The sequence below is a fragment of the Mesorhizobium sp. M0816 genome (assembly GCF_040320005.1).
In the GTDB taxonomy this organism is placed as follows: Bacteria; Pseudomonadota; Alphaproteobacteria; order Rhizobiales; family Rhizobiaceae; genus Mesorhizobium.
Genome location: NZ_JAMYOT010000009.1, coordinates 96,731 through 111,079 on the forward strand (window position 1 = coordinate 96,731; position 14,349 = coordinate 111,079).

At 64.1% G+C, this 14,349-nt stretch carries 12 protein-coding genes; 3 read left to right on the forward strand and 9 right to left on the reverse strand.

The window, feature by feature from the left end:
* Positions 1 to 222 precede the first annotated feature (222 nt).
* Entirely contained in the window at positions 223 to 762 is a 540-nt protein-coding gene (gene rplS / locus NKI17_RS16080; RefSeq protein WP_352572231.1) for a 50S ribosomal protein L19, read from the reverse strand.
* Between the two features lie 382 nt (positions 763 to 1,144).
* Between rplS and NKI17_RS16085 the strand changes: the two genes are divergently transcribed.
* Complete coding sequence (locus tag NKI17_RS16085) at positions 1,145 to 1,897, forward strand: sulfite exporter TauE/SafE family protein (protein ID WP_352572230.1); 753 nt, start codon at positions 1,145 to 1,147, stop codon at positions 1,895 to 1,897.
* Here NKI17_RS16085 and trmD read toward each other — a convergent pair.
* The gene (trmD, locus tag NKI17_RS16090; protein ID WP_352593785.1) at positions 1,879 to 2,577 is read right to left on the reverse strand and encodes a tRNA (guanosine(37)-N1)-methyltransferase TrmD; all 699 of its coding nucleotides are present in this window, start codon (positions 2,575 to 2,577) and stop codon (positions 1,879 to 1,881) included. The two genes, NKI17_RS16085 and trmD, sit on opposite strands and share 19 nt — an antisense overlap.
* Positions 2,574 to 3,173: a ribosome maturation factor RimM gene (gene rimM, locus NKI17_RS16095; RefSeq protein WP_352906317.1), complete on the reverse strand. Its 600-nt coding sequence runs from the start codon at positions 3,171 to 3,173 to the stop codon at positions 2,574 to 2,576. The genes trmD and rimM overlap by 4 nt, the downstream gene beginning before the upstream one ends.
* A gap of 115 nt (positions 3,174 to 3,288) precedes the next feature.
* On the opposite strand from rimM, the gene NKI17_RS16100 reads away from it, so the two are divergent.
* On the forward strand, positions 3,289 to 4,227 hold the full coding sequence (locus NKI17_RS16100) for a tyrosine recombinase XerC (protein WP_352906318.1): 939 nt from the start codon (positions 3,289 to 3,291) through the stop codon (positions 4,225 to 4,227).
* An 85-nt stretch (positions 4,228 to 4,312) separates the two neighbouring features.
* A complete protein-coding gene (locus tag NKI17_RS16105; RefSeq protein ID WP_023679785.1) occupies positions 4,313 to 5,380 on the forward strand; it encodes a TraB/GumN family protein in 1,068 nt (355 codons plus the stop codon).
* An 892-nt stretch (positions 5,381 to 6,272) separates the two neighbouring features.
* Here NKI17_RS16105 and lpdA read toward each other — a convergent pair.
* The 6 genes from lpdA to sucD form a co-directional block, all read right to left on the reverse strand.
* Positions 6,273 to 7,679: a dihydrolipoyl dehydrogenase gene (gene lpdA, locus NKI17_RS16110; protein ID WP_352906319.1), complete on the reverse strand. Its 1,407-nt coding sequence runs from the start codon at positions 7,677 to 7,679 to the stop codon at positions 6,273 to 6,275.
* A gap of 18 nt (positions 7,680 to 7,697) precedes the next feature.
* A complete protein-coding gene (locus tag NKI17_RS16115; RefSeq protein ID WP_352906320.1) occupies positions 7,698 to 8,453 on the reverse strand; it encodes an SDR family oxidoreductase in 756 nt (251 codons plus the stop codon).
* A complete protein-coding gene (locus tag NKI17_RS16120; RefSeq protein ID WP_352906321.1) occupies positions 8,450 to 8,977 on the reverse strand; it encodes a hypothetical protein in 528 nt (175 codons plus the stop codon). The genes NKI17_RS16115 and NKI17_RS16120 overlap by 4 nt, the downstream gene beginning before the upstream one ends.
* A 23-nt stretch (positions 8,978 to 9,000) precedes the next feature.
* On the reverse strand, positions 9,001 to 10,299 hold the full coding sequence (gene odhB / locus NKI17_RS16125; protein ID WP_352906322.1) for a 2-oxoglutarate dehydrogenase complex dihydrolipoyllysine-residue succinyltransferase: 1,299 nt from the start codon (positions 10,297 to 10,299) through the stop codon (positions 9,001 to 9,003).
* 29 nt (positions 10,300 to 10,328) lie between these two features.
* The gene (locus NKI17_RS16130; protein ID WP_352906323.1) at positions 10,329 to 13,316 is read right to left on the reverse strand and encodes a 2-oxoglutarate dehydrogenase E1 component; all 2,988 of its coding nucleotides are present in this window, start codon (positions 13,314 to 13,316) and stop codon (positions 10,329 to 10,331) included.
* Positions 13,317 to 13,441: 125 nt separating this feature from the next.
* A complete protein-coding gene (gene sucD, locus NKI17_RS16135; RefSeq protein WP_352906324.1) occupies positions 13,442 to 14,344 on the reverse strand; it encodes a succinate--CoA ligase subunit alpha in 903 nt (300 codons plus the stop codon).
* Positions 14,345 to 14,349: the final 5 nt, after the last annotated feature.

Genomic DNA, 14,349 nt, shown 5'->3' on the forward strand with positions numbered 1-14,349 from the left:
GACCGAGGCATGCAGGAAATCCGGCGCCGACTTTAGCTTTCCGCAGGCGCCTTGCAAGCCGCTCTGATGCGCCGCTCGGCACGAAAATGAATTCCAATGCTTTCAACGGCGGCAATTACAGAACGATCCGTATCGATTGCGGACCGGCAAAATCGAATCCACCTCGTGAAATAAAAAGGCGGCCGAAGCCGCCTTTCCAAAACCATGAGTTTTGAAGACGCCTTATTCGGCGGCAGTTGCTTCCGCGGCCTTGGCGGCCTCGTCGGCGGCCTTCTTCTCGGCGGCGTCCTGCGCGGCCTTCTCGGCGGCCAGCGCCTGGGCGGCGGCCACTTTCTCGGCCTCGATGCGCGCCTTCTCGGCGTTCAGCGCATCGCGCTCTTCGTCGTTGAGCTTGCGGGCGCGCACGCCGGTGTTTTCCGAAATGCGGGCCGATTTGCCGCGACGGTCTCGCAAATAGTACAGCTTGGCGCGACGCACCTTGCCGCGGCGCACGATCTCGACGCCCTCGACCATCGGCGAATAGACCGGGAACACCCGCTCCACGCCTTCGCCGTAGGAGATCTTGCGGACGGTGAAGTTTTCCTGGAAGCCGGCGCCGGCGCGGGCGATGACGACGCCCTCATAGGCCTGGACGCGGGTGCGGGTGCCTTCGGTCACACGGACCTGGACGCGCACGGTATCGCCGGGCTGGAATTCGGGGAGCTTGCGCTTGGCTTCGATCTTGGCGGCCTGCTCGGCCTCGATCTGACGGAGGATGTCCATCTCAAAAATCCACTTCTTGTTCTTCCGACAGTCAGAGCGCCCGACACTCGCCTTGCAGTCGCATCGACCGCTCGGCTATGCCCTTCGTTCGAGAACGTCTGTTCGAGAACATCGGGCAGGGGCGACTACACCGTCATTGTTGACGGGCCAGAAGATCGCTCTTGGCAGATTTTTCTTCCGGTTCGGCGCGCACATACAGCTATTTCGGCGCTTTGTCACGTCTTCGCCGTTTCTTTTTTGGGCCGTTTCTTTTTTGCGCTGCTTCTTGGGCTGGCGCCCGCTGTGGCAATCCCGTGATCGCTTGTGGTCCAGGGGGTTGCGCCCGCGCGTCAAGCTTCCTAAGCCGGAAGATAAGCATTTTCCTCCAGCGACGACACCCCTCATGCCAATCTTGGACGCGGTCCTGCTCTTTCTCGCCGGCTTTCTATCAGGCGCGGTCAATGCCGTTGCCGGCGGCGGCACGTTCATAACCTTTGGCGCCATGACCCTGGCCGGCCTGCCGCCGATCGTCGCCAATGCGACATCGTCGGTGACGCAGTTCCCCGGCTACATCACCTCGACGCTCGCCTATTGGCACGACATCAAGCATTTCTGGCGCGGCGCACTGCTGCTCAGCCTCATTTCGGCTCTCGGTGCGCTGTCTGGCGCGCTCATCCTTCTAGGGCTCGACAACCCGTCCTTCCGCGCCTTGGTGCCGTGGCTGCTGCTGGCGGCAACCGCATTGTTTGCTGCCGGGCCATGGCTGAAGCCGGCGCCCAAGCCGGAGCATGAGGCCGCGGTGGGTTCTCTGGTCGGGTCGCTGGCGCAGTTCGCCACCGCCGCCTATGGCGGCTTCTTCGGCGCCGGCATGGGCGTCATGATGCTGGCGACGCTCGGTCTCACCCAGTCCGGCGACTATCACCGGCTGAACGCACTGAAGAACATGCTGGCCGTGGTCATCGCTGCGGTTGCCATCCTCGTCTTCGTCTCGGGCGGCGTCATTGCCTGGCTGCAGGCGATCATCATGATCCCGGGTGGCGCGCTGGGCGGCTATGCCGGCGTCTGGATCGCTAGGCGCGTGCCGCAGAACGCGGTGCGCGGCTTCGTCATCGCCGTCGGCCTGTTCCTGGCTTTCTACTATTTCGACAAAGGCTGAGCGGCTGAAAGATCCGGCCGTCGCTCCTTCGTCAGCCTCTCCGCTTCGGCCCGCCGCCAAGCCGCGATCTTCCTGTGATTGCCCGAAATCAGCACTTCGGGAATCGGCCGGCCCTCGAACTCCTGCGGCCGCGTATAATGCGGATGTTCGAGCAGGCCGTTTTCAAAGCTCTCTTCCTCGCCCGATACCGCATTGCCCATGACGCCGGGCAGCAGGCGCACCACGGCGTCGAGCAGCACGAGTGCCGCCGGCTCGCCGCCGGACAGGATGAAGTCGCCGATCGAAACTTCCTCGAGGCCGCGCGATTCAATGACCCGCTGGTCGACGCCTTCGAAGCGGCCGCAGACGATCACCGCACCCGGCCCGCCGGCGAGCTCGCGCACCCGTGCCTGCGTCAGCGGCTTGCCGCGCGGGCTCATCAGCAGGCGCGGACGTGGATCGGCTGCCGGCGAGGCATGGTCGATGGCGCTGGCCAGCACGTCTGCCCGCATCACCATGCCGGCGCCGCCGCCGGCCGGCGTGTCATCGACGGTACGGTGACGATCGCTGGCAAAGTCGCGGATCTGGATCGTTTCGAGCGACCAAATGCCGGTCTCGAGCGCGCGGCCGGCCAGCGACAGGCCAAGCGCGCCGGGAAACATCTCGGGATAGAGCGTCAGCACCGAAGCCGAAAAACTCACCGGTTGCCTCCGGCGTCCCTCGGCCCGCGCGGCCTGCCCTTGGGGTCGAAGCTGTCGCGGTCGGCAGACTCTCCGTCCTCGTCCTCGACCAACCCTGCGGCGGCTGGATCAACGCGGACAAAGCCGCCGGCGATCGACACTTCCGGAACAGCGGCCTGCGTGAACGGGATGAGCACGCCTTTGCGCCCCGCCAGCGTCACGTCGAGAATGTCGCCGCCGCCGAAATTATGCACGGCGACGACCTTGCCGATGATGGCACCGATGTCATCCTTGACCTCCAGCCCGACGAGATCGGCGTGGTAGAATTCGTCCTCTTCGCCCTCATCAGGCAACACCGAACGGTCGACGAACAATTCGGTGCCGGCCAGCGCCTCGGCGGCATTGCGGTCGTTGACGCCTTTGAACCGCACCACCACCACGGTGTTGGCGGGCCTGATGTCGACGATCTGGAAGGCGCGGCCATCCCTGGCGTAGAGCGGACCGTAATCGGCCAGCGCCAGCGGGTCGCCGGTAAAGCTCTTGACGCGCAATTCGCCCTTGATGCCATGCGCGGCACCGATCACGGCCATCTGGACGGGGTTTTGCGGCTTGATCATCTGCGGAAAATCCTTTGCCTTGCTCTAACCCCAGCCCGTCGTCATTTCAATGACGCCGCTCTTCACCGCTTCCTAACCCGCGTGCCGGAAGATGGCGGGGAACTGGAAGAGTGCAATGCAGGAATTCCTCATACCGGCAAAACCCGACCTGCAGGCGGCGCGCGAGGCCTGGCTGAAGATGCTGGCGCGCGAACGCCGGCTATCGCCCGAAACCGTCGAGGCCTATGAGCGCGACACACGCCAGTTCCTGCATTTCCTGACCGGCCATTGCGGCGGCTCGCCCGGCATTTCCGACATCGCCGATCTGCGCCCCGCCGATCTGCGCGGCTTTCTCGCTGCCCGCCGTGCCGAGGGCGCCCGCGCCCGCACGCTCGGGCGCGGGCTGGCCGGCATCCGCTCGCTGCTGCGTTTCCTGGAACGGCGCGGTCTCGCCAATGCGGCAGGTGCGACAGCCTTGCGCGCGCCGCGGCAGCCGAAATCGCTGCCCAAGCCGCTGACCGCAAGCGATGCAAAACACGTCGTCTCGGTGGAAGGCCAACTGGCGGAGGAGCCGTGGATTGCTGCGCGCAACGCCGCCGTGCTGACCCTGCTCTATGGGTCCGGCTTGCGGATCTCCGAGGCGCTCGGCCTGTCGGGCGCCGATCTTTCCTCACCTGGTGATACCGTGCTGCGCGTCACCGGCAAGGGTGGCAAGACCCGGCTGGTGCCGGTGCTGCCGGTAGCGCTGCGGGCGATTGCCGAATACCGCCGCTTGTGTCCCTGGCATCTCGATCCCAAGGGCCTGCTGTTTCGCGGTGCCCGCGGCGGCCCGCTGAACCCGGCAATCGTCCAGCGCGACATGGCCAAGCTGCGCTCGGCGCTCAACCTGCCCGACACGGCGACGCCGCATGCGCTGCGCCATTCCTTCGCCACGCATCTGCTAGGGCGGGGCGGCGACCTGCGCACCATCCAGGAGTTGCTCGGCCACGCCAGCCTGTCGACAACCCAGATATACACCGGCGTCGACACCGCCAGGCTGCTCGAGATTTACGAAGCAGCTCATCCTCGTGCGTGATCGATGCATATGTCGGTGGCCATCTCGCAACAATTTTGATGCGCCGGTTAACCGTTTTGCCGCTTTTTGCGCCTAGAACCGCAGCATGAAACGCCTCATCGCCATCGCCGACCGCGCGACCCATATGTCGCTGAAGCTGCTCGTCGCGCTCAACGCCCTGTTTTTCCTCTCTTTCCTCATCGTCGCGCTGCTCGCCGCGGGCAAGGCACGCGCCGAGACTTCGGCCTGCGCCGGTAGCGATATGCTGAGCGCGCTGCAAAAGGACGACCCGGCTGCCTACCGCAAGATCGAGGCAGACGCGGCAGCGACGCCGAACGGCAAGGGCCTGCTGTGGAAGCTCGAAAAATCGGGCGAAAAACCGTCCTTCCTGTTCGGCACCATGCACGTTACCGACCCGCGCGTCACCACGCTGCCACCCGCCGCGCAGAAGGCATTCGATGCGGCTGGCACCGTCATCATCGAGACCACCGAAGTGCTCGACAAGCAGAAGATGATGGCAGCACTGCTGAAAGAGCCGGATCTGATGATGTTCACCGACAAGACGACGCTTTCGTCGCTGCTGTCGCCGGAGGATGCGGCGGTGGTCAACAAGGCGCTCGATGCGCGTGGCATCCCGCCAGCGACCGTCGCCAAGATGAAACCCTGGTTGCTGTCGGCGATGGTGGCGCTACCTGCATGCGAAGTCGCCCGCCAGGCTGGCGGTGCGCCGGTGCTCGACGTCAAGCTTGCCAAGGACGCCGAGGCTTCGGGCAAATCGGTCGAGGGCCTGGAGACAATCGCCGACCAGCTGCGCGCCATGGCTTCGCTGCCGATCGCCTTTCACCTGAAGGGGCTGGTCGATACGCTGAAGCTTGGCGACAAGGTGAACGATGTCAACGAAACCATGATCGTGCTTTACCGGCGTGGCGACACTGGCATGTATGTACCGCTGTTTCGGGCCGTCATCCCCGAACAGGTCGACGACCAATCGGGTTACGCCGAATTCGAGCAGACCATGATCACCAGCCGCAACAAGGTGATGGTCGATCGTGCAGCGCCGATCCTCGCCCACGGCAATGTCTTCATGGCGGTCGGCGCCATGCACCTTCCCGGAGCGCAAGGCTTGGTCGAGGGTTTCCGCAAGACCGGCTATACGGTGACCGCCGTCAACTGAACGACACGGCGGAGTTGCACACCGAATCATTGCCGAGGCGGGACCAGCCCTTACTCGTGGCGCGACGGCGGACCAGCCGCGCTTCGTGCCAAGAAACTGAAAAAGGTTCGGTTTGGCTCGATCGAAACCCATTTTGCGGTGGAAATGCATGCCTGCAAGCGATTCCGGATCAGAATTGCCCTGTTTTCGGCGTTTTCAACGCCTAATGTGAAACCGATTCAACGATTGTACGTTGATGGCTATTACTTGATGTTTTTCATCCACGGAGGACACTTTTATGGCGAACACACCCAATCCGAACGACCCATTCACCTCACCGGGTACCGCACGGCCACGCGGCGGCGGCAGCGGCTGGCTGATTGCACTGGTCGTCGTTATCCTGGCAATTGTCGCCTATTATGTTTTTGGAAGACGTAGCGAGGCACCTGCGCCTGCCGAACCGCCCGCAGCCAGCACACCGGCTCCGGCCCCAGCACCTGCCGAGCCGATGAAGCCAGCCGAACCGGCTCCTGCGCCAGCTCCGGCGACACCCGCTCCGGCTCCGGCTCCGGCAGAACCTGCACCCGCTCCGGCCCCTGCGCCAGCCCCGGCTCCGGCTCCCGCACCAGCACCGGCCCCGGCTCAGTGATCAGACTGCTGATTTAATATATGAACGGCCCGCTGAAAGGCGGGCCGTTTTGTTTTTGGGAGCAGCCGTCGATGGCTTCGTCATCCCGGGGCGGAGCGGTTACCAGCCGATGCGAAGAGGCACTCGATTCTGGTTCGCCGGAACACTGCCCCTAGATAACGGCATGGATGTCTCCGCGACGTCGCTTCGCTCGTGCTCCGCCCTGGGATGGCGAAGCGCAGATGTTTCAGCCAATCTCTAAGGTTTGCGATTCACCGCGTTTGCTCAGATATGGATGGGCTTGAAGAACGTCGCCAATGCCGCCTCCTTTACCGCCTCCGACATTGTCGGATGGGCGTGACAGGTGCGGGCTAGGTCTTCCGACGAGCCGCCAAATTCCATCAGCACCGCCGCCTCGTGGATCATCTCGCCGGCGCCGAAGCCGACGATGTGGACGCCGAGCACACGGTCGCTGGCCTTGTCGGCCAGGATTTTCACAAAGCCGTCGGTGTGCAGCATGGCGCGCGCGCGGCCATTGGCGCTGAACGGGAATTTTCCGGCCTTGTAGTCGATGCCGGCCTTCTTCAATTCTTCTTCGGTCTTGCCGACCGAGGCGATTTCCGGCGTGGTGTAGACGACGCTCGGAATCACGTCATAGTTCACATGGCCGGCCTGGCCGGCGATGGTTTCGGCTACCGCCACGCCCTCGTCTTCGGCCTTGTGGGCAAGCATCGGCCCGGCGATGACATCGCCGATGGCATAGATGCCAGGCACGTTGGTCCTGAGATGGCCGTCGGTCTTGACCCGGCCGCGCTCATCGACGTCGACGCCGGTCTCCTTCAGCCCGAGAGCGTCCGAATAGGCCCGTCGTCCCGTCGCAATCAGCACCGCGTCCGCCTCGATCGTCTCGGCTGCTCCGCCCTTGACCGGCTCAAAGGTAACCGTCGCCCCCTTCTTGGCCTTGGCGACGCCGGTCACCTTGGCGCCCAGCCTGAACTCAAAGCCCTGCTTCGACAGCAGGCGCTGGAACTGCTTGGAGACCTCGCCATCCATGCCGCCCAGGATGGTGTCGAGGAACTCGACCACGGTGACCTTGGCGCCGAGCCGCGCCCATACCGAGCCGAGCTCCAGACCGATGACACCACCGCCGACCACCACCAGATGGCCCGGCACCTTGTCCAGCGACAGCGCGCCGGTCGACGAGACGATCACCTTCTCATCGAAATCGACCTCGACGCCGGGAATGCCGGCGACGTCGGAGCCTGTGGCGATGACGATGTTCTTGGTCTCGATCTCCTCGACCTTGCCGTCATCAGAGGTCACCGACACCTTGCCGGCCGCAACTACCTTGCCGGTGCCACGAAAACTGTCGATCTTGTTCTTCTTGAACAGGAAGGCGACGCCATTGACATTGGCCGTCACCGTCGCATCCTTGTGTGCCATCATCTTCCCAAGATTGAGCTTGGGCGCGCCGATCTCGACGCCGAGCGCATCGAAGGAATGGCCGGCCTCGGCAAACATCTCGGACGCATGCAGCAGCGCCTTTGACGGGATGCAGCCGATGTTGAGGCAGGTACCGCCGAAGGTCGGGTTCTTTTCGACTACCGCCGTCTTCAGACCGAGCTGCGCCGCCTTGATGGCGCAGACGTAGCCGCCTGGTCCCGATCCGATGATAACGACGTCATAGGCCATGATACTGTCCCTTTTGCTTTAGCGGCCGCCGCCGATTTCCAGATTGGCGCCTGTTGTGTAGGACGCCTCGTCCGACAGCAGCCAGAGAATTGCGGCTGCGACTTCCTCGGCGGTGCCGACGCGCTGCATGGGCACCACCTTGCGCATTCTCTCGGCGCGATCCGGCTGACCGCCAGAGGCATGAATTTCGGTGTCGATGATGCCCGGGCTGACCGCGTTGACACGAATGCCTTCGCCGGCCACTTCGCGGGCAAGCCCGATGGTGAAGGAATCGATCGCGCCCTTGGAGGCGGCGTAGTCGACATATTGACCCGGCCCGCCAAGCCTTGCCGCGATCGAAGAAACATTGACGATGGCGCCACCCTTGCCGCCATGCCTGGTCGACATCCGCTTCACCGCCTCGCGGGCGCAAAGCATCGGCGCGATCACATTGATGCGCATCATGCGCTCCAGCCTTGCAGCGCTAAGCTCGTCGACGCGCGCGCTCTGGTCGACCACGCCGGCATTGTTGACGAGCGCGTCGAGCCGACCGAAACGGCCATCGACAGCCTCGAACATGGCCAATACGTCCGTCTCGCTGCCGACATCGGCCTTGACGGCGAAGGCTTCTCCGCCAGCGGCATCGACGTCGGCGACCACCGCTTCGGCGGCTTTTGCATTCGACGCGTAATTGACCGCAATGCGATAGCCGGCCTTGGCGGCAAGCCTGCATGTAGCGGCGCCGATGCCGCGGCTGCCGCCGGTCACCAGCAGGATTTTTCCGCTCGCGCTCATTCCTGACATCCCTTCAGGGCAAAGACGTCCCAGGGCACCTTGGAAAAGCCGTTGGCGCCATAGGCCGCCGACATCTGCAGCGACGCTCCCAGATCGGGCAAGATCAGCTTCTTCGGCGCATCCTTTCCTTCGCCCGGCAGCAACGCGATATTGCCCTGGTCGTCGGCAGTGTAGATGACGCCCTCCCACACAGTGCAGGCGGCGAGCTCGTCGCCGGTGACGTCGCCGGCCGGGCATTTGTACATCAGCGAGCCATGCGGCCGCGCCGCGCCCTCCGTCCACATGACGATGCCGTCGAGCACGACGCCCTTATCGAGCACCATCTTGAAGCTGTTGGTGACGGCGGCCGACTCGCCGGTCGGCCTGAAATCGATCTCGGCGGCGTTCTCAGGATCGCCATAGACGGCGAGCTCGAGCGGGCAGGCGGCGAGGGCCGCGGAGACCGTCTGCACGCCGAGTGCGCAGATTGTGACAAACAAACCGGACCGGAAACGAGAGGAATTCATCCGGCGGCGCAGATCCATGCTCCGGCTCACGTCGGCCGCCCCTAGAGGTCGAGCACCAGCCGCTCAGGATCCTCCAGGCTTTCCTTGACGCGGACCAGGAAGGTCACCGCTTCCTTGCCGTCGACGATGCGGTGGTCGTAGGACAGCGCCAGATACATCATCGGCCGGATGACGATCTGGCCGCCGACCACCATCGGCCTCTCCTGAATCTTGTGCATACCCAAAATGCCGGACTGCGGCGCGTTGAGAATCGGCGTCGACATCAGCGACCCGTAAACGCCACCGTTGGAAATCGTAAACGTGCCGCCTTGCATATCCGCAACCGACAGCTTGCCGTCGCGCGCCGCAAGCCCCAGCCTGCCGATGTCCTTCTCGATTTCGGCGATCGACATCTGGTCGGCATTGCGCACAACCGGAACGACGAGGCCTTTCTCTGTACCGACGGCAACGCCGATATGGGCGTAGTTCTTGAAGATGATATCGGTGCCGTCGATCTCGGCATTGACCGACGGGATCTCCTTCAGCGCATGGGTGACCGCCTTGGTGAAGAAGCCCATGAAGCCGAGCTTCACGCCGTGCTTCTTCTCGAACACGTCCTTGTATTTGCTCCTCAGCGCCATCACCGCGCTCATGTCGACCTCGTTGAAGGTGGTCAGCATGGCGGCGGTCGATTGCGCTTCCTTGAGGCGGCGCGCGATGGTCTGGCGCAGCTTGGTCATGCGCACGCGCTCCTCGCGCGAGGCATCGTCGGCCGAGGACGGCGCGCGCGCGGCAACGGGTGCCGGTACAGGCGCGGCCTTCGGCATTTCTGCCGGCTGCGACGGCGCGCCCCTGGCGATAAGGTCGAGCACGTCGCCTTTCAGCACCTGGCCGCGCTTGCCCGAGCCCGACACCTGGTCGACTGCGAGATTGTGCTCGGCCAGCAGCTTTGCCGCCGACGGTGCCGGCGGCATGGTGCGCGTCTCGATTGCGCCGGCGTCGCCGGCGATCTTGGCCGTCTCGGCAGCGGCCTGCTTGACGCTCGAGGCCGCAGTCGGAGCCGAAGCCTGCGACATCGCCTCCTGCTTCGTTGCCGGAGCGGCGGCATTGGCTGCCGCGCCGGCGCCTGCCGAAATCGTGCCGAGCAGTGCGCCGACGCCGACCGTCTCGCCTTCCTTGACGGCGATCTCGGCGAGCGTGCCCGCGGCGGCGGCCGGCACTTCCACCGTCACCTTGTCGGTTTCGAGCTCAACCAGCGGCTCATCGGCGGCGATCGCGTCGCCGACCTTCTTGAACCATTTGCCGATGGTCGCCTCGGTGACGGATTCACCAAGTGTCGGGACGCGGATTTCGGTTGCCATTGTGCCTGTCCGTTTCTTTCGGTTCTGTTCTATTCACCAAGCGCGTCGTCGAGCAAGGCGGCAAGCTGGGCGAGATGCTTCGACATCAATCCGGTCGCCGGCGAGGCGGCGGCCGGCCGGCCGGGATAGAGCACCCCCTGAAGCTTTGCGTCGATATGCGCCAGCACCCATTCGAGATACGGATCGATGAATGACCAGGCGCCCATGTTCTTGGGCTCCTCCTGGCACCAGACCATCTCGGCATTGCGGAAGCGCGACAGTTCGGTGATCAGCGCCTTGGCCGGGAACGGATAGAGCTGCTCGACGCGCAGCAAGTAGATGTCGTTGATGCCGCGCTTCTCGCGCTCCTCGTAGAGGTCGTAATAGACCTTGCCCGAACAGAGCACGACACGGCGGATCTTCGAATCCTTGGTGAGCTTGATGGCCTGGCCCGACAGCAGCTGGGCATCGTCCCACAACAGCCGGTGAAAGGCGCTTTCGCCCGACATCTCCGGCAGCGTCGATACCGCCCGCTTGTGGCGCAGCAGCGACTTCGGCGTCATCAGGATCAGCGGCTTGCGGAAGTCCCGCTTCAATTGCCGGCGCAAGATGTGGAAGTAATTGGCCGGCGTCGTGACGTTGGCGACCTGCATATTGTCTTCGGCGCAAAGCTGCAGGAAGCGCTCGAGCCGGGCCGATGAGTGCTCCGGCCCCTGGCCTTCATAGCCGTGCGGCAGCAGGCAGACGAGGCCCGACATTCTGAGCCATTTGCGCTCGCCCGACGAGATGAACTGGTCGAAGACCACCTGGGCGCCGTTGGCGAAGTCGCCGAACTGCGCTTCCCACAGCGTCAGCGCCTTCGGCTCGGCCAGCGAGTAGCCATATTCGAAGCCGAGCACGGCCTCTTCCGACAGCATCGAGTTGATGACCTCGAAGCCGGCCTGCGCCGCCGACAGATTGTTGAGCGGGATGTAGCGTGTCTCGTCGCGCTGGTCGTAGAGCACGGAATGGCGCTGCGAGAAGGTGCCGCGCTCCGAATCCTGGCCGGACAGCCGGATCGGATTGCCGTCGAGCAGGATGGCGCCGAAGGCCAGCGCCTCGGCCGTAGACCAGTCGATGCCTTCGCCCGACTCGATCGCCTGGCGGCGGTTGTCGAGGAAGCGGATGATCGTCTTGTGCGCCTCGAAATCCTTCGGCACCTCGGTCAGCTTCTTGCCGATCTCCTTCAGCGTCTTGACCGGCACGGCGGTCTTGCCGCGCCGCTGTTCGTCCTGGTTGTCGGCCGAGCGCAGGCCGGACCAGGCGCCGTCCAGCCAATCCGCCTTGTTCGGCTTATAGTGCTGGCCGACCTCGAATTCCTGCTCGAGATGCGCCCGCCAATCGGCCTTCACCTTTTCGAGCTCGGCCTGGGTGATGTGGCCTTCCGCGATCAGCCGGTCGGCATAGATCTGCATGGTCGTCTTCTGGTTGCGGATCTTGCGATACATGATCGGCTGGGTGAAGGCGGGCTCGTCGCCCTCATTATGGCCGAAGCGGCGGTAGCAGAACATGTCCACCACGACCGGCTTGTGGAACTTCATGCGGAATTCGATCGCCACCTTGGTGGCATGGACCACCGCTTCCGGGTCGTCGCCGTTGACGTGGAAGATCGGCGCCTCGATCATCTTGGCTACATCCGACGGATAAGGCGACGAGCGCGAGAAGCGCGGGTTGGTGGTGAAGCCGATCTGGTTGTTGATGATGAAATGCAGCGTGCCGGCGACGCGGTGGCCGCGCAGGCCCGACAGGCCGAGGATTTCGGCAATCACGCCCTGGCCGGCAAAAGCGGCGTCGCCATGCAACAGCAGCGGCAGCACCTTGGCGCGCTCTTCCAGCGGCACGATCTCCTCGCGGCTGCGGCCGAACAGATAATCCTGCTTGGCGCGCGCCTTGCCCATCACCACCGGGTCGACGATTTCCAGATGCGACGGGTTGGCGGTCAGCGACAGATGCACCTTGTTGCCGTCGAACTCGCGGTCCGACGAGGCGCCGAGATGGTACTTCACGTCGCCCGAGCCCTCGACCTCGTCGGGCGCGGCGGAGCCGCCCTTGAACTCATGGAAAATGGCGCGGTGCGGCTTGGCCATCACCTGCGACAGCACGTTCAGCCGGCCGCGATGCGCCATGCCGAGCACGATCTCCTTCATGCCGAGCTGGCCGCCTCGCTTGATGATCTGCTCCAGCGCAGGGATCAGCGACTCGCCGCCATCAAGGCCGAAGCGCTTGGTGCCCTTGTACTTGACGTCGATGAATTGCTCGAAGCCTTCCGCCTCGACCAGCTTCTGCAGGATCGCCTTCTTGCCGGCGGCGGTGAAGGAGATCTCCTTGTCGGTGCCCTCGATGCGCGCCTGGATCCAGGCCTTCTCCTCGGGATCGGAAATATGCATGAATTCGACGCCGAGCGTCGAGCAATAGGTCCGGGTCAGGATGTCGAGCATCTGCCGGATGGTGCCGAATTCCAGCCCGAGCACATTGTCGAGGAAGATCGGCCGGTCGTAGTCGGCTTCGGTGAAGCCGTAATTCTCCGGCGACAGCTCGTTGTAATCCTCGAGCGGCTTGGCAATGCCCAGCGGATCGAGATTGGCGTGCAGGTGGCCGCGCATGCGGAAGGCGCGGATCATCATGATGGCGCGGACGGAATCGCGCGTCGCCTGATGCACGTCGGCGTCGGAAAGCGCTGCGCCGTTGCCGACCGCCCTGTCCTTGACCTTCTTTTCGATGTGCTTTTCGACCAGGCCCCAATTGCCGTCTAGCGCCGAGACCAGCTCGCCATTGGCCTGCATCGGCCAGGAGGGCTTGGCCCAAGAGGCGCCCTTGGCGTTCCTGCGCACGTCGCCGGCGTCATCCTTCAGCGCCGCGAAGAAGTCCTGCCATTCGGGATCGACCGACGCGGGATCGTCCTCATAGGCGGCATAGAGCGCGTCGATATAATCGGCATTGCCGCCATAGAGGAAAGAGGTAAGCGAAAACTGGTCGTTGGTTTGATCTTGTCGTGCCATTTTGCCTAGCGGAGCGCCTGCCCCGTCTCCTGTTTTGGAGGGGAGTAGGGCAATAGGGCAGTACGGGAGTAGGGCAATGCCCTCATCTTGTCCCTACTGCCCTACTCCCCTACTCCCTTACTCCCCTAACCCTTTATCGCCTCGACCAGCGTCGTGCCGAGCCGGGCCGGCGACGGCGAAACCTTGATGCCGGCCGATTCCATCGCCGCGATCTTGTCTTCCGCGCCGCCCTTGCCGCCGGAGATCACCGCGCCCGCATGGCCCATGGTGCGGCCCGCCGGTGCGGTGCGCCCGGCGATGAAGCCGACCATCGGCTTGCGGCGGCCGCGCTTTGCCTCGTCCTTGAGGAACTGCGCGGCGTCTTCCTCGGCCGAGCCGCCGATCTCGCCGATCATGATGATCGACTTGGTCTCGTCGTCGGCGAGGAACATCTCCAGCACGTCGATGAACTCGGTGCCTTTGACCGGATCGCCGCCGATGCCGACGGCGGTGGTCTGGCCGAGGCCGACATTGGTGGTCTGGAACACCGCCTCATAGGTAAGCGTTCCCGAGCGGGAAACAACGCCGACCGAGCCCTTGCGGAAGATGTTGCCGGGCATGATGCCGATCTTGCATTCGTCGGGGGTCAGCACGCCGGGGCAGTTCGGCCCGATCAGCCGCGACGTCGAACGGTCGAGCCTCGCCTTGACCTTGATCATGTCCATCACCGGTATGCCCTCGGTGATGCAGACGATCAGCGGGATCTCGGCCTCGATCGCTTCCAGGATCGCTTCGGCAGCACCCGCCGGCGGCACGTAGACGACCGAAGCGTTGGCGCCGGTCCTGGCCTTGCCTTCGGCTACGGTGGCGAAGATCGGCAGCGCCTCGCCCTTGGCGCCGGTCCAGGTTTCGCCGCCCTTCTTGGGGTGGATGCCGCCGACCATTTTCGTGCCGTGATAGGCCAGCGCCTGTTCAGTGTGGAACGTGCCGGTCTTGCCGGTCAGGCCCTGCACCAGCACCTTGGTGTTCTTATCGACGAGAATGGACATGGTGG

Bases quoted from the DNA above. Each gene is read 5' to 3' on its own strand.
- rplS (WP_352572231.1), bottom strand. From the start codon at position 762: ATGGACATCCTCCGTCAGATCGAGGCCGAGCAGGCCGCCAAGATCGAA.
- NKI17_RS16085 (WP_352572230.1), top strand. From the start codon at position 1,145: ATGCCAATCTTGGACGCGGTCCTGCTCTTTCTCGCCGGCTTTCTATCA.
- rimM (WP_352906317.1), bottom strand. From the start codon at position 3,173: ATGATCAAGCCGCAAAACCCCGTCCAGATGGCCGTGATCGGTGCCGCG.
- NKI17_RS16100 (WP_352906318.1), top strand. From the start codon at position 3,289: ATGCAGGAATTCCTCATACCGGCAAAACCCGACCTGCAGGCGGCGCGC.
- NKI17_RS16105 (WP_023679785.1), top strand. From the start codon at position 4,313: ATGAAACGCCTCATCGCCATCGCCGACCGCGCGACCCATATGTCGCTG.
- lpdA (WP_352906319.1), bottom strand. From the start codon at position 7,679: ATGGCCTATGACGTCGTTATCATCGGATCGGGACCAGGCGGCTACGTC.
- NKI17_RS16115 (WP_352906320.1), bottom strand. From the start codon at position 8,453: ATGAGCGCGAGCGGAAAAATCCTGCTGGTGACCGGCGGCAGCCGCGGC.
- NKI17_RS16120 (WP_352906321.1), bottom strand. From the start codon at position 8,977: ATGGATCTGCGCCGCCGGATGAATTCCTCTCGTTTCCGGTCCGGTTTG.
- odhB (WP_352906322.1), bottom strand. From the start codon at position 10,299: ATGGCAACCGAAATCCGCGTCCCGACACTTGGTGAATCCGTCACCGAG.
- NKI17_RS16130 (WP_352906323.1), bottom strand. From the start codon at position 13,316: ATGGCACGACAAGATCAAACCAACGACCAGTTTTCGCTTACCTCTTTC.
- sucD (WP_352906324.1), bottom strand. From the start codon at position 14,344: ATGTCCATTCTCGTCGATAAGAACACCAAGGTGCTGGTGCAGGGCCTG.